Origin of the sequence: Flagellimonas flava (assembly GCF_900129665.1) — a bacterium.
In the GTDB taxonomy this organism is placed as follows: domain Bacteria; phylum Bacteroidota; class Bacteroidia; order Flavobacteriales; family Flavobacteriaceae; genus Flagellimonas; species Flagellimonas flava.
Genome location: NZ_FQWL01000001.1, coordinates 525,355 through 546,437, shown reverse-complemented (window position 1 = coordinate 546,437; position 21,083 = coordinate 525,355). Strand labels below are relative to the sequence as shown.

Below are 21,083 nucleotides of genomic sequence, written 5' to 3'. Positions count from 1 at the left end.
CGCTTTTTGCGCAGCCTTTTCCACTATAATTGTTTGCTTTTAGTTAAAGATATAGCGAACTCCAACCTGTGCCCTCCAACGTGAACGCTCAAAGGTATTGGCCGTAAAGGTTTCCCTCAGGTTTGGATCAAAAGTAAAGGTGGGTTCGTTTGTATTTGGATCTACGGTTACGCCCAAAAGCTGGTCAAATGCCTGCACATCCACAACGCCCCAATTGGAATTGATCAAGTTTCCGATATTCAACACATCCAAGCTCAATTGAAATTTATTCTTATCATTCAATTTGATATCCTGTAGCACCTTGACATCCCAGCTGCCTCTCCAAGGTGCTTTAGCACCATAACGTTCTGCATATTCTCCCCTGCGATCGGACAGATAATCATCTTGCTGGATAAAGGCCTCAAAAGCAGCGGCCTGATCGGGTCCAGTAAAGTTCATTTGGTTGACTTCCGAAGCTGTTGGGATGTACAACAAATCGTTAATTCCTGACCCATCATTATTGATATCGCCCCCATAGATATAGTTATAACGGCCACCCTGGGCATATTCAAAGAAGGTGGAAATGGTAGTTCCCGTTTTGAACACCTTGGATAAAACCCCAATAAAACGATGTGTATCTCCGTATCTAGAGTTGGACAATACATCAGTATTTGCATTGCCCACAACAGCATTGGCATTGAATGCGTCCCCCGTGATTTCAGCATCAACGGAATTTACTTCTTTCGCATCTAAATAGCTATAGGCCAACTGCCCGTACAAGCCATTGTTCCATGTTTTTTCAGCTTTAACCGACGCATTTATTATCCGACCCTTGTCTGAGTTGGTGAAAACGTATGCATTGGTTGGTCCGCCGAATATCTGGGCCTTATCGCCAGCGGTATAAATGGCTCTGTTATCCACTCCGCTAAGTGTTCCTGATGGAGTTCCCAGACCCCAGTTCTGCACATGGGCGGCATTTAGGTCTTTGGTGTAGGACAAATCAGCTGTTAAAACCAAACCATTCTCCAAACGCTTATCCACCCCGATATTGGTTCGCCATACTTGCGGCCATTTGAAATCAGGGTCGACTACTTGGTAGAAGAAGAAATCTGTTGCCTGCACTTGATTGCCCAACCAAACGAATGGGAATCGACCTGTGAAAACTCCGGAACCTCCGCGTAATTGAAGGCTGTTATCACCGTTCACATCCCAATTGAATCCCACTCTAGGTGATATCAACCATTGATTTGTTGGAAGAGTTTCTGAATCAATAAGAATGTTTTGGTTGTTTTCTGGATCAAAATATTGAATATCCGGAGCATAGGTACCACCATCGGCAAGCAACCCGCCCTTACGTGCTATATTCTCACGAACTTTCTCAGCGGTATCAAAATACAATGGTCTGTCAAAACGAATTCCGTAAGTCAACTTAAAATTGTCCGTGGCATTCCATTCATCTTGCACATAGAAAGACAATTGACCCACATTCAACTCTGAAAGCGCCCATCCGCCAGGTGTGCCATCAGGGAATTGATTGTTATTGTTAAAGGTATTGCGTGCAAAATCAAAGGATCCGCTGTACCTGTTGACCAAAAACTGTTGAAACGCTTGTAAATCTGTTTCTCCAGTTGCATCATTGACATAGTTTGTATCTGGAGTTCCATCGCCATCCAAATCGGTTTCCTGATCGATAGCAACACTGCCGAATAAATCAAAACCATAAGCTGTTAGGTTAAAGGAATTATCAAACTGAAACTTTTCAAAAGCAAAACCAATGGTATAGGTGTGGTTTCCTTTAAAGTAGTTTAGGTTGTTTGAGATTTGAAACACTTTTTGGTCCAACCTATTGTTCACAGAGAACGGCTCGTGCCCCGCTATAATATAATTGGTTCCACCTTTTGTAATATTGATGGAAGGTGCGGGAGTAGAAAATGGATTCCTAAAGTCATCAAAATGGGTATAGCCCATCTGCAACTTGTTGATCACTTCCGAAGATAAGGTGGAGTTCAGCTCCAACTGCACGGATTTGATATTGTTATTGATTTCGTATCCCGAATTCTCGAACTGAAGTGTGGTAACACTTGGTCCTCTAAAGGTAATTGCATTCCGGTTTGCCGGCAACCCTCTTGAGGCATTCAAAAAGTTGTAGATAACGGCCAAACGATTGTTATCGTTAATATTCCAATCCAGTTTAAGGATTCCCTTGGTGGATTCTTGGTCAAAGTTGAAGCCTTCATATCTTCCAGTATCATAGCCCAAAGTGCCCAATGCGCTCTGAACCGCCATCAAATCAGCTTCAAATACCCTGGATTCGTTAATGGCGCCCGTGCCCCTATTTGGTACAAAGCCATCGGTTCCCAGGGAAGTGAGCTCATCTTTTTCAAAATTCGCAAAGAAAAACAATTTGTCCTTCACAATAGGTCCACCAATACTAAAACCGTATTGGTATTGTTCCAAACCGGTTTTGGCAACATCGTCCCCATTGATCTTTCCACCTGTAAGGTCATCATTCCTAAAAAACCCATAGGCAGTTCCGTATAAATTATTTGTACCGCTTTTGGTTACCGCGTTTACGGAAGCTCCCGTAAAACCAGCTTGGGTAACATCATAGGGGGCGGTACTTACCTGTATTTGGTCAATAGCATCAATGGAAATCGGGGTTGCATTTGCCTGCCCACCTGGCTGTGCCGCATCCAGGCCAAATGGGTTGTTGAAAATAGCCCCGTCCAAGGAGAAATTGTTGTATTGATCATTTCTACCTCCAAAAGAACCCGCACTTGCGGTCGGTTCCAATCGGGTAAAATCATTCGTAGACCTTGAAATAGTTGGCAAGCGGGTCAATTCCCGTCTTCCCACACTAGTCTCTGCACCTGTTCTGTCGCTCCCGAACGTTCCTGACTGGCTGGATACCACCACCACTTCATCCAACGCTTGACTTTCTGACAGTAGCGCAACATTTTGGTTAAAAGTTTTACCCAAAGTAAGGAAGATGTCGTTCCTTATGTTATCCTTAAATCCAACATAGGAAACGGTAACCTCATAGGGTCCTCCGACCCGCAGGTTGAGAAGATTGTACCTTCCTTCTTCATTGGTAATAGCTCCGTAGCGTGTGCCGGTTGGCGTGTGCACAGCAACTACATTGGCCCCTAAAAGTGGAGCTCCTTGGTCGTCAACAACAGTTCCCCTAATGTTGGAAGTGGTGACTTGCGCAAAAGCGGAGGCGCACACCATAAGAAACAGTGCGCCCAACAGTAAAGTTTTCTTCATATATGAGTTAGTTTTTTGAGTATCTACAAACATATATAAAAAAAAGAGCTATGCACGCATAGCTCTTTATAACTTATTAACTAAAACTTAGTAGTACTTTACTTCGCTTCAGCTATCACTTCAAATGGGAAATCCACGATTACTTCGCGGTGCAATCTGATTTGCGCATTGTATGGTCCAACACGTTTTACAGTTCCTCCTTTGATGTTAATAAACTTTCGGTCTACCTGATGACCTGCCTTATCCAATGCAGCGGCCAAATCAATATTGCTGACGGATCCAAACAATTTATCTCCATCTCCTACTTTTGCAGGAATTCTGATTTCCAATTGTTTTAGGGCCTCTGCTTTTGTAGTGGCTTCATCAATAACCTTCTTTTCTTTATGGGCTCTTTGCTTTAGGTTCTCTGCCAATACCTTTTTTGCAGAAGGGGTTGCCAAAGTAGCCAAACCTTTAGGGATAAGGTAGTTTCTTCCATAACCGTTCTTAACTGTTACGATATCGTCCTTAAAACCCAAATCCTGTATATCTTCTCTTAGAATAAGTTCCATTCTTCAGTATTTTTTATTTCAACATATCGCCAACGTACGGCATTAAGGCCAAATGACGTGCGCGTTTTACCGCTTGGGCCACTTTTCTTTGATACTTCAAGGAGGTTCCCGTCAATCGTCGTGGAAGGAGTTTACCTTGCTCGTTTACCAACTTCATCAAGAAATCTGGATCTTTATAATCAATGTACTTGATACCTGATTTTTTGAACCTACAGTATTTCTTTTGTTTGTTGGTTTCAATATTCAATGGGGTCAAATACCTGATCTCCCCATCTTTCTTTGATTTTGCTTGTTGCTCGATAGATGCCATACCCTATGCGTTTGCTTTTAATTTGGTTCTTCTTTTCTCTGCCCAAGCAATTGCATGCTTGTCCAATTTAACGGTCAAAAAACGCATGATGCGCTCATCTCTTCTAAATTCCAACTCATAGGGACCAATAGCCTCACCTGGAGCTGTGAATTCGAACAAGTGGTAAAAGCCACTTTTTTTGTGCTGAATGGGATAGGCCAATTTCTTAAGTCCCCAGTTTTCCTTGGAGACCATTTTGGCACCATTCTTAATCAAGAAATCCTCAAATTTCTTGACTGTTTCCTCTATCTGGGTCTCAGATAGAACGGGATTCAAAATGAAAACAGTTTCGTAATGGTTCATACATTATATTTTTAAAGGAGCGCAAAATTAGCAATAAAAGCTTACCTCCGCAAGAAAAGCGAAAATTCTTCGTTTAAAGACCAAGAGTTATTAACATTAATGAACCTTTTAAACCTACGTATCGTATATGGTAATATACACAACAAAATAGACCATGTTTACATCTTTTGTTGCAGTTAAACGTCCTTTTTGTGTAATTTGCCGATGATTTAAAACCCTACAAATCACCCCATTCTATGAAATTAAAAAGTATAATTGTAGACGACTCCTCAATGCAGCGGATGGCCGTTGCGAAATTGGTCAACAATCACCCTCATCTTGCCTTGGTAGCCGAATATAGTAATGCTATTGAAGCCAAGAACGGACTGAAGAACCATGACATCGATTTGATCTTCCTAGATGTGGAGATGCCGATCATTAGTGGTTTCGACCTTTTGGAGGCCTTAGAAAACCCACCACAGGTAATTTTAATCACCGGAAAGCCTGATTACGCACTCAAGGCTTTTGATTATGACGTAACCGATTACCTTCACAAACCCATCACTTTAGCCCGATTTGAGTCTTCTGTTAAGAGAGCAGTTGCCAAATACGAGCAAATGAACAGGGTAGATGAGGACGAAGAGCACATCTTCGTAAAAAGTAACCTTAAGAAACGTAAGGTTATCTTAAACGATATTAAATGGATCGAAGCTTTGGGCGATTACATTAAATTGGTAACCGACGAAGCCAATATTGTAATCCTTTCCACTATGAAGGCTTTTGAAAAGCAATTGCCAGCGGAAAAATTCTTGCGAATCCATAAATCTTACATTGTAAATCTGGAGAAGATTGAAAAATTCAATAGTAAGAACGTAGAGGTCGGTGGTAGACAAATACCACTTAGCCGAAACAAAAAGACCGAATTGGCCGAAGCATTGGCCAACGTATAATACAAGTTATATATGGTCTACATTGTAGACCAGTCGTACACTTTTATACTTGGAAATAGCATTAAAAGATTTTTGAATTCTTTTAATGCTATTTTTTGTTTGCCCAATGGATTGGTTCTTGGGCATTTTTATTAGAATGTTTTTTAGATAGTCCCTTCGAATTCTGGCCACAGGGGGATATTCCGGCCCTAAGATTTGTGACCCAAGAACATTTCGCAACGAGGTGGCGAACCATTCAGAAGCCTCGTTTAACTTATTAAAATCCTTATCCTTTAAAGTAAGTTTAATGATTCGCACCAAAGGTGGGTACTTAAATTGCTCCCGCTCGTAATACTGCTCAGCAAACATCTTTGCATAATCGTTTGTGGTGACTTGCTGTAAAATCTGATGATACGGATTGTAGGTCTGAATCAAAACCTTGCCTCTTTTTTGGGTACGCCCTGCCCTACCCGCCACTTGGGTCAACAATTGAAAGCTGCGTTCGTGGGCACGGTAATCGGGAAAGTTCAATAGTGTATCCGCATTCATGATTCCAACAAGACTCACATTTCTAAAATCCAATCCCTTGGTCACCATCTGGGTACCAACCAGAATATCCGTTTCTTGCTGTTCAAAGGCTGTGATAATTTTTTCATAAGCATACTTTCCCCGTGTGGTGTCCAAATCCATTCGACCCACCACAGCATCAGGAAACAATTCCTTTAGTTCCTCCTGTATCTGCTCTGTACCGAATCCCTTCTTATCCAAAGTATGACTTCCGCAGGCCAAACAAGCCTCCTGCAAAGCCATGTGATATCCACAATAGTGACATCGCAATTGATTTCTAAATTGATGATAGGTAAGACTTACATCGCAGTTTGGACATTGGGCGGAGTGGCCACAGGTAGTGCATTCCACAATGGGTGCAAATCCTCTGCGGTTTTGGAACAAAATAACTTGCCCCCCTTCTTCCAGTGTTTCCGAAATCGCCTCATGCAGCTTTTCCGAAAAATGTCCTTTCATTTTCTTTTTTCGCGTGGCTTCCTTGATATCCACCAAATTGATATCCGGCATCAGTACATCGCCGTACCTATAGTTCATTGAAGCATAGCCATACTTGTTTTTTTTGGCATTGTCCATACTCTCAATACTTGGGGTAGCCGACCCCAAAATACAACTGGCACCATGCAACGAAGCCAAGACTATGGCGGCATCCCGAGCATGATACCGGGGAGCTGGATCAAACTGCTTGAATGAACTCTCATGCTCCTCATCAACAACAATTAAACCCAAATCAGAATACGGAAGGAACAAGGCTGAACGCGCACCAATTACAATCTGCGCTTTTTCGGCTTTGCCCAAAACATTGTTCCAAACCTCTACGCGTTCATGAATACTGTATTTTGAATGATAGACGGATACCTTCGAACCAAAAAAATATCTAAGACGATTGATGAGCTGGGATGTCAAAGCGATCTCCGGAAGTAAATAAAGAGCTTGTTTTCCATCGTTAAGGCAATCTTGTATCAGTTTGAAGTATACCTCTGTTTTTCCCGAAGCCGTAACCCCGTGCAACAGGGTGGTCTTATCATCAGAAAAGCTGGCACGAATGGACTCAAGAGCTTTTTCCTGATGGGAATTCAAAACAATATCCTCCACGGAACCTGACGCTGATTCTTGTGCAACCCGATCGGTTCGAATATGGTATTCCTCCAACACACCTTTGTCCACCAATGTTTTAATGACGGCTCTGGAACCTCCGCTCTCTTTTTCCAAATTGGATACGGGAATAGGTTTTTGATTCTGTGCTTGCAACTGAAAAAGAGAAAGTACTACTTGACTTTGCTTGGGCGCCCTTGACAAATCCTTGAGCAATGCTTCCAATTTGTCTTCGTCAAGATATGCCTCACCCAACTTCACATAGCGAACCAATTTGGGCCTATATTGTTCATAGAGTTCTTCCTTTTGCAGCACCACCCCTTTTTGGACCAAACGATTGACCAATGGCAGGACATTTTTCTTATCGACAATGCCACTGATCTCCCCGATTTTTAATGCCGATTGGTGCTGTAGCGCCTCAAAGATCAGAAATTCATCATCCTTAAGTCCCATTTCATCAACCTCTGCATCTTTGTTGGGCAATACCAAGGTCTCACTTTCTAGTAAAAAGGCACTTGGCAAGGCACTTCGTAAGACCTCGCCCAGTGTGCATAAATAGTATTTGGCAATCCACTCCCAATGTTTGAGCTGATAACTATTTACCAAAGGGGTTTCATCCAAAATCTGATAGATTTCCTTGGCTTCGTAGGCCTCTGGGGCCAGCTGATGCGTTCTATAGGCCAGGGCAGTGTATATCTTGGATTTACCAAAGGGCACCGCAACACGCATTCCAGGACGCATAAAAGCAGCCTCTTCAGCGGAAATCCGATAGGTGAAAAGCCGCTCCAGCGGAATGGGCAGCACAACATCCAAAAAATACTGCATAGTTATTCCTTTACACGATGCCAAGTTTGGGTCCGATAAAAGAATGCCAAATACCCCCTTACTTTTAAGCGGTCCGGATTATCAGGATCTAACCAAACCCTTCCCCTGAAGGTCATGGCCTGCTCGGGGTCGAATAGTCGGTTTCCCCGATATTCTCCCTTGGCATTTCTTTTAAAATCATCCATTATTTTCATGCCAGTGACCGGCTTATCCTTCAAATCCCCTTTGCATTTAATACAGCGTGCATTCTCTTTTCCCTTTTCCAATATTTTAAGGATTTTGGCCTGTAAAAGGCCATTTTCCTCATATACTTCCACAATCGCCTTGGTAATTCCATTACGGTCATCAATCGTTTTCCACTTTCCAAATACGGTTTGGGACCAGGCTATGGGGCCAATCAAAAAAAGTAGGATAACAATCCATCTACTATACTTTTTTCCGTCGTTCATGCTTTTTCTTTAAAGAGTTTAGGGTTGCATTGAGCTCAAAGCCCAACAGCAGAATATTGGAGTTCAACCAGATAAACACCATCAAAATCAGTAAACCTCCAAGCGCACCATAAAGTTCATTGTATCTGGCAAATTTTTCAACGTAGACTCCAAAAAGATAGGATGTGAGCACAAATAATAAGGTGGTCATCAGCGCTCCCGCCGAAAAGAATTTGGCTTTCCTACCCTCCGCGGTTCCAAAATAATATAGGATTGCCGTGGTGAGGTAGGACAAGACCATAAAGAATAGAATTTTTGTCACCTGTACACCCACTGTATCGCCTTTTTCCACATCATAGCCCAAGGTTTTGCCCAAATATTCACTAGTGTATTCTACGATATAAAATTCGAAATAAACAAAGGCCACTGCGCCCAATATCAGTAGTATGGACAAAATCAACCCCACTACCAAGGCATAGGCATACTGGCGCAAAAAGTTTCGTGTCAGCTCCACATGATATGAATTTTCAAATCCACCAAATATGGAATTCACCCCGTTGGCCACTAAAAATATGGAAAGTAAGAAGGCAGAAGACAACAACCCTCCCCGTTTTTGGTCTTTGATTTGCTGATAGATGTCTCCAAAATAGTCACTCGTGGCGGAGGGCAAAAAAGATTCCAAAAAAATGAGAAATTGGGCATCAAAATTTTCATTGCCCACACTGGCGTACGGAATTATAAAGGGTATAAGGGTCACTAAAAAAATAAGCAATGGAAACAGGGCCATAAACAAGCTAAAGGCTATGGAACTGGCCCTAGCGGATAAAGTGCCCTTTACAATCCCCAGGAGATACATTTCCAAAAGATCGTAGAACGAAAGCCCTTCAAAAGCTTTTAGTTTAATGCTCTTGAGCAGGCGAACCAGCCAGTTCACCACGGGTATTTTTTCCAATCGCTCTTCTATGGCTACCGACATAATGCTACACTGCTTTTAAGCTCAAATCCATGTTGTACACCGAATGGGTCAACGCCCCTGATGAGATATAGTTCACACCACATTCCGCATACTGGCGTATGGTTTCTTCATTAATTCCGCCGGATGATTCCGTAAGACATTGATCACCTATCATCGCAACCGCTTTTCGGGTATCCCCATAATTAAAATTGTCCAAAAGGATGCGGTATACCCCATCAGACTTCAGGATTTCCTGAACTTCTTGCAAGTTCCTAGCTTCCACAATGATTTTTAAATCTCTTTTGGAATCTACCAGATATTGCCTGGTTTTCTGAATTGCCTTTGTTATCCCACCGACAAAATCTATGTGATTGTCCTTCAACATGATCATATCGTACAAAGCAAACCTATGGTTCTCCCCACCTCCAATTTTAACCGCCCATTTTTCCAAAGCCCTAATCCCAGGTGTGGTCTTTCTCGTATCCAATATCTTGGTTTGGGTCCCTTCCAACAAAGAGACGAAATGCTTAGTTTTTGTGGCAATGGCACTCATCCGTTGTATGGCATTCAACACTAGACGCTCTGCCTTTAGAATGCTTTGGGAACTTCCTTCAACATAAAAAGCCACATCTCCGTGCACCACTTTGGAACCGTCTTTTATGCATACATCCATCTGCATCCCAGGATCCACATAATGGAATACCTGTTGGGCAAACTCCACCCCGGCTATAATACCTTCGTCCTTAACCAATAATTTGGCTTTGCCTTGGGCCGTAGCAGGGATACAGGCCAGCGAACTATGATCACCATCCCCTACATCTTCCCTTATGGCGTTGGCAATTATGAGAGCTATTTCCTTATCGAACTGGTCTTGGGCGATCATGCAAATGGGGTTTTGACGAAAATACTAAAAACATTACTCCCCCTCCAATGCACTTTACCATTGTTTGGAAGGAAAAATTTACTTTTGGACATGCAGATCACCATCCTCGCCATTGGAAAAACGGACAGCTCAGAGCTTTCCAAACTTGTAGCTACCTATGAGGCAAGACTTAAGCATTATATCCGTTTCGAATTCAGGGTCATACCTGACATCAAAAATGCCAAAAACCTTTCCACCCAACAACAAAAAGAAAAAGAGAGCGCTTTAATTTTAAACCACCTAAAACCTTCGGACGTTTTAGTGCTTCTTGATGAAAAGGGGAAATCCTACTCCTCGATGGAGTTTTCCAGGTTTCTCCAGAAAAAAATGAACGGTGGAATCAAAAATTTGGTCTTGGTCATTGGAGGTCCCTATGGGTTTAGCGAATTATTGTACCAAAGAAGCAACGATAAACTAAGCCTCTCCAAAATGACTTTTTCCCATCAAATGGTTCGCCTTTTTTTATTGGAGCAATTGTATAGGGGCTTTACTATTCTGAGGAATGAACCGTATCATCATGAATGAGTTCCTTGTTGGAGGGCATAAGGTGGTATTTTTCTAGAAAATCCTCCACTTTTTTGATAACAAAATGATGTGGCCTTGTCTCTTGCGAAGTCTTTTTTAAGGATTTCACCATACGCTTGGAAACCTTCTTGAGTTCATCGAGTTCTTCCCCAATAAAACCATAGATCTCCTTTTGACGTTCTGGATTCTTTTCCACTTTTAGGACATACTGCAGGTCGGAAATGTTTTTCATATGGGACGTAAACACATGCGACTGGTGCCAGGCAATTTCTGAAAGCCGCTTCTTTTGATCCATAATCCGATTGATAATGGGATTCACAATAAAGAAAATTTCAAAGAAAATGATGACAATCGAAAAAATGGCTAGTTCCAACTCTATGACCATCATGGTCTTGATGTCTTTTTCGGCCTTTTTCTGGAAAAGCAGTACAATGCCATCCATTATATGGGTGAAGCGATCTACCCGGTAGCGGACGTCATTAAAAGAAATGTTCTTAAAGTTTTGAAAGTCTCTAAGTTCCGCGTACAACCATTCCAAATGGGGCTCCAGCCTATCGAACTCCCGTCGGATCTGCGCATCGTCCAAGGGTTCTATCTTTAAAGCTTTGTTCCCATTTTGTAAAAAGCCGTTCATCTGATATAATTTGGTCAGGGCGAGCTTCATTTCGGCATAATCACAATTGTGATATCTACAGGAATACAATTCATTCAATACTCGCTGGGTCAACATCCGTTGTCTTCCGGACAAATTCACTATTAGCGCTGTGGAACGCTGTTGGTTCAGGGAATACTGTGTCATAGATTGGATCACGATGGTGAGTACAACAATGGAAATCACCAGTAAATAGTAGGCCCTAAATCCTTTTTTGAAAATTTGCAGCTTTCCAATCTTCATTGAAATCTAATTGTAGTCAGAATTAGATTACAATTTAATTCGAAAAATAGGGTATTTACCAAAAATGTTGTGAAACAAGCTTTTCAGAATGTGAAATCCTGAAATAAAAGAAATCCTAGAGCATTTAGTAGAGTACCCTAAACTTAATGGTGTTTTCCACGTTCTTAAGCGCCTTCACCACTTCCTTGTTGTATTCCTTATCCAAATCGGTAATTACATACCCCACCTTATCGTCCGTGGATAGGTATTGTCCCGTAATGTTCATCTCATATTTGGCCAAAACTTCATTGATCTTGGCCATGATGCCCGGAACATTGTTATGGATATGCAGGAATCGGTGTGCCCTGTTTTGTTTGGGAAGTCTTATGTTGGGGAAATTTACCGCATCTACAGTGTTGCCCGAGTTGATGTAATCCATAATCTTGTTGGGGACGAAGTCCGCGATATCCCGTTGAGCCTCCTCCGTACTTCCGCCAATATGTGGCGTTAAGATTACATTGGGTAAACCTTGAAGGGCAGTTTCGAAACTTCCATTACTTCGAGGTTCCGTAGGATATACGTCTACTGCAGCACCGCCCAATTTACCGCTCTTTAAGGCGGCAGCAAGTGCTTCTATATCCACCACAAACCCTCTCGAAAGATTGATTAAAATTGCACCATCCCGCATTTGGTTGATTTCCCGTTCACCAATAAAGTCCTTGTTGGCCTTGTTATCATCAACATGAAGGGTCACCACATCGGAAACGGAAAGTAGATCTTCCAAGCTATTGCACTTAATGGCATTTCCAAGCGCCAATTTATCGGATACATCATAGTAATATACCCGCATTCCCAAGGCCTCGGCAAGAACGGACAATTGCTTCCCAATGTTGCCATAACCGACAATACCAAGATTTTTTCCCCTAACCTCTCTGGAATTGGCTGCGGTTTTGTTCCATTGTCCTTGATGGATTTCCGTACTGCGCGTGAAAATATTCCGTTTGAGCATAACAATCTGCCCTATGGCCAGCTCTACCACAGATCGGGTATTACTGTAGGGAGCATTAAAGACCACAACACCTTTCTTCTTGCTGTAGTTCAAATCTATCTGTGTAGTTCCAATACAAAAGGCCCCAATGACCATAAGTTTGTTGGCGGCGTCCAATACTTTTTGGGTGACCTGGGTCTTGGAACGTATGCCCAGTACATGCACCCCCTTAATGCGTTCAATAAGCTCTTCCTCTGGAAGGCTGTGCTTGACCAGCTCCACAGAAAAACCATCTTCTGAAAGATTTTCGAAGGCGTCAGGATGCACATTTTCCAACAAAAGAATCTTGATTCGGTTCTTTGGATAAGAAATATTCCTGGGTAGGTCGTTTACAAAGAGAAATTCATCCAAGTTTGGGGTTACATGGTCCGCATTGTTCGCCGCTTTTTCCCTATGTACATTCTCTGTATACGCGAAAAACTTATCAGCAATTCCCGCTTCACGCATCACATAATCACTGTATCCATCGCCGATTACCTGAACCTCTCCATCAAGATCCAAATTTTTTAGACATTCAATTTTTCCATTATGGGAAGCCAAGACATTAGCTTCGTCAAAACCGGTAATGTTTCCTTCGCCATCAAACGTAAAGGTATTGGCGTACACCCTTTCGGATGGGATGTTGTATTCCTCCACTATCGGGTCTATAAACTCTTTAAAACCGCAGGAAATAACGTAGATATCATCTGAAAATTCTTGAAAAAACTCCTTGTTAGAGGCGATGGACTTGGATATTTTCTGGCGTAGCTCCTCCACAAGGCCATCCAAATCCGATTTATTTGCATTCAACAACTTAATTCTCCGTTCCAAAGATTCCGTAAAAGAGATATCCCCGTCAATACCAAGATTTGTGATGTTTTGGATTTCCCGGATAATCTCATCTTTGTTTGATTTCCCTTGCAGCGTCATCTCCGCTAAAACATCCAAGGCCTCCACCCTGGTCAGGGTACTGTCAAAATCAAAAACGTACTTGCGTCCCACCTCTACCATGAATTTTTCAAAAAAATTAAGCCATAAAATTAAACATTAATTCCATCCATCGAATTATAACCCTACGAAATCAGTATACATTTAAGGATATATCAAAAAACAGTGGGAAAATGTTCGAAAATGTTGATTTTTAGTTCAAAAACCGCACTACGGATTTCGAAAAAGATTCCGTTTTGTAAGTGTTATTGTGTTCCCCTGGAGTTATTTGGAGTATGCTATGGGGAATAGCCTTGTTAAGTTCCTTTGGGTCTCCATTGTCCAGGTCCAAGTCCCCAGCAATAACCAATACCTCTGCCCTAATCTTTTTTAATTCTGATCTACTGGGCGAAGGCTGGTATTTTTGGAGTAAATGAAGTGCCTTGAGGTTGGCCCCAACTGAATTGGCATAATCCACTGCTCCAATCGTTTCCTCATTTACCTTACCGTCAAAGGCATTCATGAACATAATCCTCCTATCCCATTTTGGGTCCACAAAGTCAATCCCCATTCCACCAAGAACTGCCTTTGTAATCCGATCATCTTCCGTAAGCAGCTCCGCAAGTAAAATACTTCCGCGGGAATAGCCTACGGCATAAAGATGGCTTAAACCAAGATGTTCAATTAGTTGCTGCAAATCTCTTATCTCGGAATTGTTGTCATATGCCTCATCCTCTTCGGGTCTATCCGATTTTCCGTTACCTCTTAAATCTGGAACTATCACCCGGTATCCAGACTCCAAAAGAGCTCCCTTTAAGATTGATTTATTCCACATACTGCCATCGTTGATAAAACCATGAATCAAAAGCACTGGCATACCCCTACCTTCATCGGTATAGGCAATTTTTGTCTTGTCGAAGGAGGTCATGTACTGGGTCTGCGACCGTATTTCATTCACCATCAAAAGAAGGAGCAAACAAAAGGTATATTTCATGCTGTCAAAAATTAAAACCATCTACGTGTGGCCTTGTAATAATTGGTGTATGTTTTTCCAAAAAGTGAGGTCAGGGCCTCTTCTTCCTTTTTTATCTGGAAATGATTCATATAATACACAAATCCTGCGGCTAGCAAGGTGTTAAAAGCATTTCCCAATTTCAGCCCAAACGCCAACAACAAAAGCAACATGCCCAAATACATGGGGTTTCGTGAAATTTTAAAAATTCCACTGGTGACCAACGTACTACTTTTGTTCAGGTTGATGGGATTAGTCGTCGTTTTGACCAAAAGAAACTGGAAAATTGCCCAAAACACTATGAAAAGGCCAAGTGCAAAGAGCCCAATGGCCAGTTCCTTTCTCCCAAAGAAATCGAATTCGCCCACTGGTAAAAAAAGGTCCAATAGGTACATCAGTCCTCCAAAGAAAAGCATGACCAAAGGTGGGAGTATTTTCAACTTCATTGCAATCTAGGTTATAGGCCTAAATTACTACATTTGGCCATTACCTAAAATAACAGAGGCTCTTGAAGATTGTTTTTGCCACCCACAATGCACATAAACTTAGAGAAGTTCAGCAACTTCTTCCTGAGCACATTCAGTTGCTGTCGTTAGAGGCTATTGGTTGCATGGAAGAAATCCCGGAGACTGGGTCTACCTTGGAGGAAAATGCCAAAATCAAGGCGGATCACATCACCAAAAAATATGGATTGGACTGTTTTTCCGACGATACAGGCCTTCTCATTGACGCCCTTGAGGGCGCGCCAGGGGTATATTCGGCTCGTTATGCCGGGGAACAAAAAAATGCGGCGGACAATATGTCCAAAGTACTGCATGAACTCCATGGTAAGACTGAAAGGTGCGCTCACTTCAAAACGGTTATATACTTGAATCTAAATGGACGGAGTCATGTATTTGAAGGTAAGGTCCATGGAACCATAACAGAAACTGCCAAGGGCAACCAGGGATTTGGCTATGACCCCATTTTTAAACCAGAGGGCTACCAACATACCTTCGGCGAGCTTTCTTCTTCCACTAAAAATAGTATCAGCCATAGGGGGCGTGCCATTCAGAAGTTGGTAGCCTTCCTTAAAAACCAAGATAAATAGCTCCCGCTAAGTAAATTGGTGTACCTTTGCGCCTTTAATAACGCCGCCGGTATGGGCATGGTGTTGCGCGGGGCTCCAGATGGGTAGTATATATCGCTCTATGCAACACAACATATTTGCGAAATAAGGTATACACCGCTATGACAAAATTTGAAGCCTTGGGGTTGGACAAACCCCTATTGGATGCTATTTCCGATCTTGGATTTGAAACTCCATCCGAAGTACAAGAAAAATCAATCCCAATTTTATTACAGGAAGAAACCGATTTGGTAGCACTTGCCCAAACGGGAACAGGAAAGACCGCTGCATTTGGATTTCCCATGATTCAAAAAATCCATGCAGAAAGCAGAACCACGCAGGGCCTTATCCTATCCCCTACCCGTGAACTCTGTTTGCAAATCACCAATGAACTAAAGCTTTACTCCAAATACGTAAAAGGGCTAAGTACCGTGGCCATTTACGGGGGTGCAAGTATCACCGAACAAGCCAGACAAATTAAACGTGGTGCCCAAATTGTAGTGGCCACTCCGGGAAGGATGAAGGATATGATCGGACGGGGAATGGTGGATATTTCCAAAATCGACTACTGCGTCCTGGACGAGGCGGACGAAATGCTCAATATGGGCTTTTATGAAGATATCAAGGACATCCTCTCCAATACACCGGAAGAAAAGTTCACTTGGTTGTTCTCAGCTACCATGCCCAAAGAGGTAGCTACTATTGCCAAAAAGTTCATGCACAAACCCCAGGAAATCACCGTTGGCACAAAAAACGCAGGCGCTTCGACGGTACAGCACGAATATTATGCTGTAGGCGGTAGAGACAGATATGCCGCACTTAAGCGACTTGCGGATGCAAATCCGGGGATTTTTTCGGTGGTTTTCTGCCGAACCAAAAGAGATACTCAGCGTGTTGCTGAAAAACTAATTGAGGATGGCTACAATGCTGGGGCACTTCATGGCGACCTGAGTCAGAACCAAAGGGATTTGGTCATGAACGCTTTCCGAAAAAAACAGGTGCAAATGTTGGTGGCGACGGATGTTGCAGCCAGAGGAATTGATGTGGATGACATTACCCACGTAATCAATTATCAACTTCCGGATGAAATTGAAACCTATACCCACAGAAGTGGCCGTACAGGTCGTGCCGGGAAATCTGGAATTTCAATGGTGATTATTACCCGCTCCGAACAACGCAAAATAAAAGCCATTGAGAAGAAAATCCAACAGCAATTCATCTCCAAAAAAATACCAACGGGCATTGAGATTTGCGAAATCCAACTCTATCATTTGGCCAATCGCATCAAGGACACCAAAATCAATCCTGAAATTGATAATTACCTCCCCGCCATCAATGATGTTCTGGACGGCATTGATCGTGAAGAGTTGGTGAAAAAAATCGTATCCGTAGAATTTACCCGCTTTTACAATTACTACAGCAAGACCAGAGACTTAAACTCTTCGGATAGCGGAAGGGAACGCAATGAAAAAGGAGAAGGTGGCAGAGGAAACAAACCTTCCGATGGTTCGGTACGCTATTTCATCAATGTTGGAGAGCGCGACGGTTATGACTGGATGTCGTTAAAAGACTTTTTGAGGGACACATTGAACCTTGAGAAAGAAGATGTTTTCAATGTGGATACCAAAGACAGTTTTTCGTTCTTCAATACCGAGGCCCGATTGACGGACCTTGTACTCCAAACCTTCACCGAGTTTAAGGTTAAAGGTAGATTCATCAACGTGGAAGTGTCCAAAAACCCACCAAGTTCAGGAAAAGGAGGGCGAAAGCGAGACAGAAAGCGAGGGCATCGAAAAGGTGGGGACAACCGCTCATTTAAAGGTGGCCGCAGAGGCGGTTCTGGAAAAAAAGGAGGTAAACGAAGACCAGGCTTTTATTAGTTAATTCTATATTAAATCGTAGTGGACTCCTATTTATTTTTGTTTGTTTAGTACTTTTACGACTACAAAGATTGCATGAAAAGAGTTCTACTAATATTTTTTTCCTTCGTTTTCCTAAATGGTTTTTCCCAAAGCGAGGACACTACTGCTGTGGAAGGTGAATTGGTAGCCAAGGTAGTCAATGCGCAGAGTGGATTTCCCATGGAAAGCGTACACATTATCAACCTAAACAAGGTAGTCGGAACCATTACCAACCAGGAAGGTAAGTTTACTATTCCAGCGGCCGTTAACGATACACTATACTTTACTTTTCTAGGTTTTAAGTCTGAAAAGGTTCGGGTAACCAGTGATATGTTCAAGTTTGAGGATACCGAAATTGCCTTAACTGAGCTTGCCTACGCCCTTGAAGAGGTTATTGTAAGACCCTACCAACTAACGGGTTATTTGGAGATTGATGTTAAAAATCTACCCATCAACAATGCCTACCAGTACAGTATTTCAGGCCTTCAAAAAAGTTACGAAGGGGGCAGCAAAAGCCCGAGTGCCGTGACCAAGGTGCTGGGTGCCATTCTCAATCCTGCGGACCTACTGCGCAACCTTTTTGGCAAAAAGCCGAGGCAGATGCGGAAGCTACAGCAGATGAAACAAGATGATGATATCCGCAATCTATTGGCTTCCAAATTCGATAGGGAAACCCTTACCGAATTGTTGCAACTAGAAAAGGTGGATATTGAGGACATCCTGAACAACTGTAACTATTCAAGATCCTTTATCAATACTGCCAACGACCTTCAAATTTTAGATGCCATATCCAGTTGCTACGAGGAGTACCGCGTCCTCAATAGAAGATAATGCGCATCGGGATTTACCTGCAACTCCTTTTCTTATCGGGATTAAATAAATTTTATTAATCCCAATGCATTTTATAGCTTTAGCTAAAATCCCAAAAAATGAAAAAACTACTTGCTATTATGTCCATCATGTCCTTTTTGTTTGGCTGCAAGGAAACGAAAAAATCTTTGCCCAAAAATGAGAATGTAACTGTGGAGGAAGTACAGAAAAAAGAGGTGCCTTTTGTATGGGAGGGGGCCAATGTTTATTTTCTCTTAACGGACCGTTTCAATAATGGTAATCCTGAAAAAGGGGTTCAGTTTGATCAAACGGAAGAAACCGCAGTGCTAAGGGGTTTTGAAGGGGGTGATATTCAAGGTATAACACAAAAGATTGAAGAGGGATACTTTACCGATTTGGGAATCAATGCTATATGGTTCACCCCGGTAGTGGAGCAAATACATGGAGCCACTAACGAAGGAACAGGAAACACCTATGGCTATCACGGTTATTGGGCCAAGGACTGGACAGCTATCGACCCCAATTTTGGAACCCGAAAAGACTTGGAAAAATTAGTGAAAACAGCTCACTCCAAAGGAATTAGGGTACTGCTGGACGTTGTGCTCAACCATACTGGGCCCGTGACCGATATAGATCCTGTTTGGCCAGAAGAATGGGTGCGGACAGGACCTAATTGTGAATTTACCACCTATGAAAATACCACCGCCTGTACCCTAGTGGAAAATCTTCCGGATATTTTAACAGAGTCGGATGCCCCTGTGGAGCTTCCGGATGCCCTCTTGGCGAAATGGAAGGATGAAGGAAGATTGAGTCAAGAGCTGGATGAGCTACAATTGTTCTTTGAGCGTACCGGATATCCGAGGGCACCACGTTTTTATATTATCAAATGGCTCACCGATTACATCAACGATTTTGGCGTTGATGGTTTTCGTGTGGATACCGTAAAGCATGTCAACGAGAATGCGTGGTCCGATTTGTACAAGGAAGCTACATATGCCTTTGAAACTTGGAAGAAAAAACATCCCGATCAAATATTGGACGACAACCCATTCTATATGGTGGGAGAAGTTTACAACTATGGGATTACCGGAGGTCGTGAATTTGATTTTGGCGACAAAAAAGTGGATTTCTTCAATTTTGGGTTCAAAAGCTTGATCAATTTTGATTTAAAGGTCGATGCCAAGAAGGAATATGAGACCATCTTTAAGAAATACAGTCGGTTGCTCAATACCAAATTAAAGGGAAAAAGCGTCCTAAATTACCTCACATCCCATGATGACGGGAGTCCGTTTGACAAGGAGCGAAAAAAACCCATGTTTTCGGCCAACGTTTTATTACTAACTCCAGGTGCTTCACAGGTATACTATGGGGACGAAACATCTAGAAGCTTAATCATTGAAGGAACCGAGGGCGATGCAACTTTAAGGTCATTTATGAACTGGGAAGAATTGGATAGTCTACCAGAAATACAAAATGTTCACAAGCACTGGCAAAAATTGGGACAGTTTAGAAGAAATCACCCAGCCATTGGGGCCGGGAAGCACAAGAGATTGGCCAAAACACCTTATGTATTTTCCAGGACCTATACGAATGGTGACTATAAAGACAAGGTTGTGGTTGGATTGGATTTACCCAAGGGCAAGAAATCACTCTGGGTAAAGGGCTTCTTCGGTGATGGCACAAAATTGTACGACACCTATTCCGAAACGGAGGTTATGGTGACCAAAGGCCGGGTGACCCTGGATAACGATTTTGATGTAGCTTTATTGGAACTGGCTGAGTAGCGATGTCCTAACTGCGGGAATGCAGGGCAATCCTGTTACCTTCAGTATCTACAAAAAGGGCCATATAGCCGACCTCAGGGCTAATTTGAGTCTTAGGTTTTAGGATTTGACCCCCTGCCGCTTCAATGCGGTCCAGCTCAGTTTGCACATCTTCACTAGAAAAATAAACCAAGACCCCATCTTTTTTGCTTGGGGTATACCAGTCAGGTTGTAGAATTAGAGAACCACTAGCCCCTGTTTTCCCTTCTGCCCATGGGAACCAACCCATGAGGGTTCCGCCAAAATCCTGAACTTGAATCCCTATTTCAAAAACGGTATCATAAAATGTTTTGGCCCGATCCATATCCAATACGGGAATCTCGAACCAGCCCACCATGTTCTGTTTCATCTTTATTGTCTTTCTAAAAGTGTTTTTAGACTCGAAAGCCCTTCTTCAAAGTCACCTCCAACGGCCTTATCCATATTCATGAAAAGCATCATAATGCTAACTGGAAATTTGTTTTTTCCAGAAAAGCCCCAGGTAACCTTGGTTTGGTTATCCCCGGTTGCTTCGGTAGTCAAATAGGCGTCAGATGTGGATTTCCATGGTTTAAGAAATCGAAGTTCAGACTCGATTCGCTCACCATCCACAATTTTCTTGAGTTCTTGTTCCCCTTCGCCCACATCTTTATTACCGTTCCAATAACTTGTTGCCCCAACCTCACCGTCAGTTCCAGTGAATTTTTTTTCCATATTTGGGTCTTTCTTGGCCCACGGTGACCATTCATCATGATTTTTCAGATATCTGAGATTATCAAAAACCACCGCTTTGGGCTGGTCAATTTGAATAGATCGGGAAACATTATAGGTTTTGGGCGCAATCATGGCCAAAATAAGTACAAGCAGGACCAATCCTGCCAAAATGTAAAGTAGTGTGGTCATTTTGTTTTTATTTGGTTACCCTACAAA

At 42.5% G+C, this 21,083-nt stretch carries 20 protein-coding genes; 6 read left to right on the top strand and 14 right to left on the bottom strand.

From position 1 onward, the window contains the following. Positions 1-39 precede the first annotated feature (39 nt). The 4 genes from BUC10_RS02470 to rpsF form a co-directional block, all read right to left on the bottom strand. Complete coding sequence (locus tag BUC10_RS02470) at positions 40-3,246, bottom strand: TonB-dependent receptor (protein ID WP_073177076.1); 3,207 nt, start codon at positions 3,244-3,246, stop codon at positions 40-42. Between the two features lie 98 nt (positions 3,247-3,344). Then, on the bottom strand, positions 3,345-3,797 hold the full coding sequence (rplI, locus tag BUC10_RS02465; RefSeq protein WP_073176313.1) for a 50S ribosomal protein L9: 453 nt from the start codon (positions 3,795-3,797) through the stop codon (positions 3,345-3,347). A gap of 13 nt (positions 3,798-3,810) precedes the next feature. Next, positions 3,811-4,107: a 30S ribosomal protein S18 gene (gene rpsR / locus BUC10_RS02460; RefSeq protein WP_055392375.1), complete on the bottom strand. Its 297-nt coding sequence runs from the start codon at positions 4,105-4,107 to the stop codon at positions 3,811-3,813. A 3-nt stretch (positions 4,108-4,110) separates the two neighbouring features. Beyond that, the gene (gene rpsF / locus BUC10_RS02455; RefSeq protein WP_073176312.1) at positions 4,111-4,449 is read right to left on the bottom strand and encodes a 30S ribosomal protein S6; all 339 of its coding nucleotides are present in this window, start codon (positions 4,447-4,449) and stop codon (positions 4,111-4,113) included. A gap of 236 nt (positions 4,450-4,685) precedes the next feature. On the opposite strand from rpsF, the gene BUC10_RS02450 reads away from it, so the two are divergent. Further along, positions 4,686-5,378, top strand: coding sequence for a LytR/AlgR family response regulator transcription factor (locus tag BUC10_RS02450; protein WP_073176311.1), 693 nt, complete (start codon positions 4,686-4,688; stop codon positions 5,376-5,378). 6 nt (positions 5,379-5,384) lie between these two features. Here the strand turns inward: BUC10_RS02450 and priA are convergent, their stop codons facing one another. From priA to nadC, 4 genes are read right to left on the bottom strand one after another with little or no spacing between them, the layout of a single operon-like run. After that, positions 5,385-7,841, bottom strand: coding sequence for a replication restart helicase PriA (priA, locus tag BUC10_RS02445; protein ID WP_073176310.1), 2,457 nt, complete (start codon positions 7,839-7,841; stop codon positions 5,385-5,387). A gap of 2 nt (positions 7,842-7,843) precedes the next feature. Further along, the gene (locus BUC10_RS02440; protein WP_073176309.1) at positions 7,844-8,290 is read right to left on the bottom strand and encodes a DUF2147 domain-containing protein; all 447 of its coding nucleotides are present in this window, start codon (positions 8,288-8,290) and stop codon (positions 7,844-7,846) included. After that, the gene (locus BUC10_RS02435; RefSeq protein WP_073176308.1) at positions 8,268-9,245 is read right to left on the bottom strand and encodes a YihY/virulence factor BrkB family protein; all 978 of its coding nucleotides are present in this window, start codon (positions 9,243-9,245) and stop codon (positions 8,268-8,270) included. Before BUC10_RS02435 ends, BUC10_RS02440 begins: the two co-directional genes overlap by 23 nt. A gap of 4 nt (positions 9,246-9,249) precedes the next feature. Continuing rightward, positions 9,250-10,107 (bottom strand): carboxylating nicotinate-nucleotide diphosphorylase, encoded by an 858-nt coding sequence (nadC, locus tag BUC10_RS02430; protein WP_073176307.1) that lies wholly within the window; start codon positions 10,105-10,107, stop codon positions 9,250-9,252. A 90-nt stretch (positions 10,108-10,197) separates the two neighbouring features. Here nadC and rlmH point away from each other — a divergent pair, with 90 nt between their 5' ends. After that, positions 10,198-10,671, top strand: a complete 474-nt coding sequence (gene rlmH, locus BUC10_RS02425; RefSeq protein WP_073176306.1) for a 23S rRNA (pseudouridine(1915)-N(3))-methyltransferase RlmH — start codon at positions 10,198-10,200, stop codon at positions 10,669-10,671. On the opposite strand, the gene BUC10_RS02420 is transcribed toward rlmH, so the two are convergent. The 4 genes from BUC10_RS02420 to BUC10_RS02405 all read right to left on the bottom strand — a co-directional run bounded on the left by BUC10_RS02420 (position 10,637) and on the right by BUC10_RS02405 (position 14,957). Further along, positions 10,637-11,566, bottom strand: coding sequence for a type IV pili methyl-accepting chemotaxis transducer N-terminal domain-containing protein (locus BUC10_RS02420; RefSeq protein WP_073176305.1), 930 nt, complete (start codon positions 11,564-11,566; stop codon positions 10,637-10,639). The genes rlmH and BUC10_RS02420 overlap by 35 nt on opposite strands. Positions 11,567-11,690: 124 nt before the next feature. After that, positions 11,691-13,583, bottom strand: a complete 1,893-nt coding sequence (serA, locus tag BUC10_RS02415; RefSeq protein WP_073176304.1) for a phosphoglycerate dehydrogenase — start codon at positions 13,581-13,583, stop codon at positions 11,691-11,693. Between the two features lie 130 nt (positions 13,584-13,713). After that, positions 13,714-14,493, bottom strand: coding sequence for an alpha/beta fold hydrolase (locus tag BUC10_RS02410; protein WP_073176303.1), 780 nt, complete (start codon positions 14,491-14,493; stop codon positions 13,714-13,716). Between the two features lie 11 nt (positions 14,494-14,504). Next, positions 14,505-14,957: a methyltransferase family protein gene (locus tag BUC10_RS02405; protein ID WP_073176302.1), complete on the bottom strand. Its 453-nt coding sequence runs from the start codon at positions 14,955-14,957 to the stop codon at positions 14,505-14,507. Between the two features lie 62 nt (positions 14,958-15,019). Between BUC10_RS02405 and BUC10_RS02400 the strand changes: the two genes are divergently transcribed. The 4 genes from BUC10_RS02400 (at position 15,020) to BUC10_RS02385 (ending at position 20,135) form a co-directional block, all read left to right on the top strand. Continuing rightward, a complete protein-coding gene (locus BUC10_RS02400; protein ID WP_073176301.1) occupies positions 15,020-15,601 on the top strand; it encodes a non-canonical purine NTP diphosphatase in 582 nt (193 codons plus the stop codon). 140 nt (positions 15,602-15,741) lie between these two features. After that, a complete protein-coding gene (locus BUC10_RS02395; protein ID WP_073176300.1) occupies positions 15,742-17,499 on the top strand; it encodes a DEAD/DEAH box helicase in 1,758 nt (585 codons plus the stop codon). 75 nt (positions 17,500-17,574) lie between these two features. Continuing rightward, positions 17,575-18,351, top strand: a complete 777-nt coding sequence (locus BUC10_RS02390) for a carboxypeptidase-like regulatory domain-containing protein (protein WP_073176299.1) — start codon at positions 17,575-17,577, stop codon at positions 18,349-18,351. A gap of 98 nt (positions 18,352-18,449) precedes the next feature. Continuing rightward, positions 18,450-20,135 carry an alpha-amylase family glycosyl hydrolase gene (locus tag BUC10_RS02385; RefSeq protein ID WP_073176298.1) on the top strand — a complete coding sequence of 562 codons (1,686 nt, stop codon included), beginning with the start codon at positions 18,450-18,452 and terminating at the stop codon, positions 20,133-20,135. Positions 20,136-20,142: 7 nt separating this feature from the next. On the opposite strand, the gene BUC10_RS02380 is transcribed toward BUC10_RS02385, so the two are convergent. Together BUC10_RS02380 and BUC10_RS02375 are read right to left on the bottom strand one after the other, a co-directional pair. Further along, complete coding sequence (locus BUC10_RS02380; protein WP_073176297.1) at positions 20,143-20,523, bottom strand: VOC family protein; 381 nt, start codon at positions 20,521-20,523, stop codon at positions 20,143-20,145. A 2-nt stretch (positions 20,524-20,525) separates the two neighbouring features. After that, the gene (locus BUC10_RS02375) at positions 20,526-21,056 is read right to left on the bottom strand and encodes an SRPBCC family protein (RefSeq protein WP_073176296.1); all 531 of its coding nucleotides are present in this window, start codon (positions 21,054-21,056) and stop codon (positions 20,526-20,528) included. Positions 21,057-21,083 lie beyond the last annotated feature (27 nt).

Bases quoted from the DNA above. Each gene is read 5' to 3' on its own strand.
- BUC10_RS02470 (WP_073177076.1), bottom strand. From the start codon at position 3,246: ATGAAGAAAACTTTACTGTTGGGCGCACTGTTTCTTATGGTGTGCGCC.
- rplI (WP_073176313.1), bottom strand. From the start codon at position 3,797: ATGGAACTTATTCTAAGAGAAGATATACAGGATTTGGGTTTTAAGGAC.
- rpsR (WP_055392375.1), bottom strand. From the start codon at position 4,107: ATGGCATCTATCGAGCAACAAGCAAAATCAAAGAAAGATGGGGAGATC.
- rpsF (WP_073176312.1), bottom strand. From the start codon at position 4,449: ATGAACCATTACGAAACTGTTTTCATTTTGAATCCCGTTCTATCTGAG.
- BUC10_RS02450 (WP_073176311.1), top strand. From the start codon at position 4,686: ATGAAATTAAAAAGTATAATTGTAGACGACTCCTCAATGCAGCGGATG.
- priA (WP_073176310.1), bottom strand. From the start codon at position 7,841: ATGCAGTATTTTTTGGATGTTGTGCTGCCCATTCCGCTGGAGCGGCTT.
- BUC10_RS02440 (WP_073176309.1), bottom strand. From the start codon at position 8,290: ATGAACGACGGAAAAAAGTATAGTAGATGGATTGTTATCCTACTTTTT.
- BUC10_RS02435 (WP_073176308.1), bottom strand. From the start codon at position 9,245: ATGTCGGTAGCCATAGAAGAGCGATTGGAAAAAATACCCGTGGTGAAC.
- nadC (WP_073176307.1), bottom strand. From the start codon at position 10,107: ATGATCGCCCAAGACCAGTTCGATAAGGAAATAGCTCTCATAATTGCC.
- rlmH (WP_073176306.1), top strand. From the start codon at position 10,198: ATGCAGATCACCATCCTCGCCATTGGAAAAACGGACAGCTCAGAGCTT.
- BUC10_RS02420 (WP_073176305.1), bottom strand. From the start codon at position 11,566: ATGAAGATTGGAAAGCTGCAAATTTTCAAAAAAGGATTTAGGGCCTAC.
- serA (WP_073176304.1), bottom strand. From the start codon at position 13,583: ATGGTAGAGGTGGGACGCAAGTACGTTTTTGATTTTGACAGTACCCTG.
- BUC10_RS02410 (WP_073176303.1), bottom strand. From the start codon at position 14,493: ATGAAATATACCTTTTGTTTGCTCCTTCTTTTGATGGTGAATGAAATA.
- BUC10_RS02405 (WP_073176302.1), bottom strand. From the start codon at position 14,957: ATGAAGTTGAAAATACTCCCACCTTTGGTCATGCTTTTCTTTGGAGGA.
- BUC10_RS02395 (WP_073176300.1), top strand. From the start codon at position 15,742: ATGACAAAATTTGAAGCCTTGGGGTTGGACAAACCCCTATTGGATGCT.
- BUC10_RS02390 (WP_073176299.1), top strand. From the start codon at position 17,575: ATGAAAAGAGTTCTACTAATATTTTTTTCCTTCGTTTTCCTAAATGGT.
- BUC10_RS02385 (WP_073176298.1), top strand. From the start codon at position 18,450: ATGAAAAAACTACTTGCTATTATGTCCATCATGTCCTTTTTGTTTGGC.
- BUC10_RS02380 (WP_073176297.1), bottom strand. From the start codon at position 20,523: ATGAAACAGAACATGGTGGGCTGGTTCGAGATTCCCGTATTGGATATG.
- BUC10_RS02375 (WP_073176296.1), bottom strand. From the start codon at position 21,056: ATGACCACACTACTTTACATTTTGGCAGGATTGGTCCTGCTTGTACTT.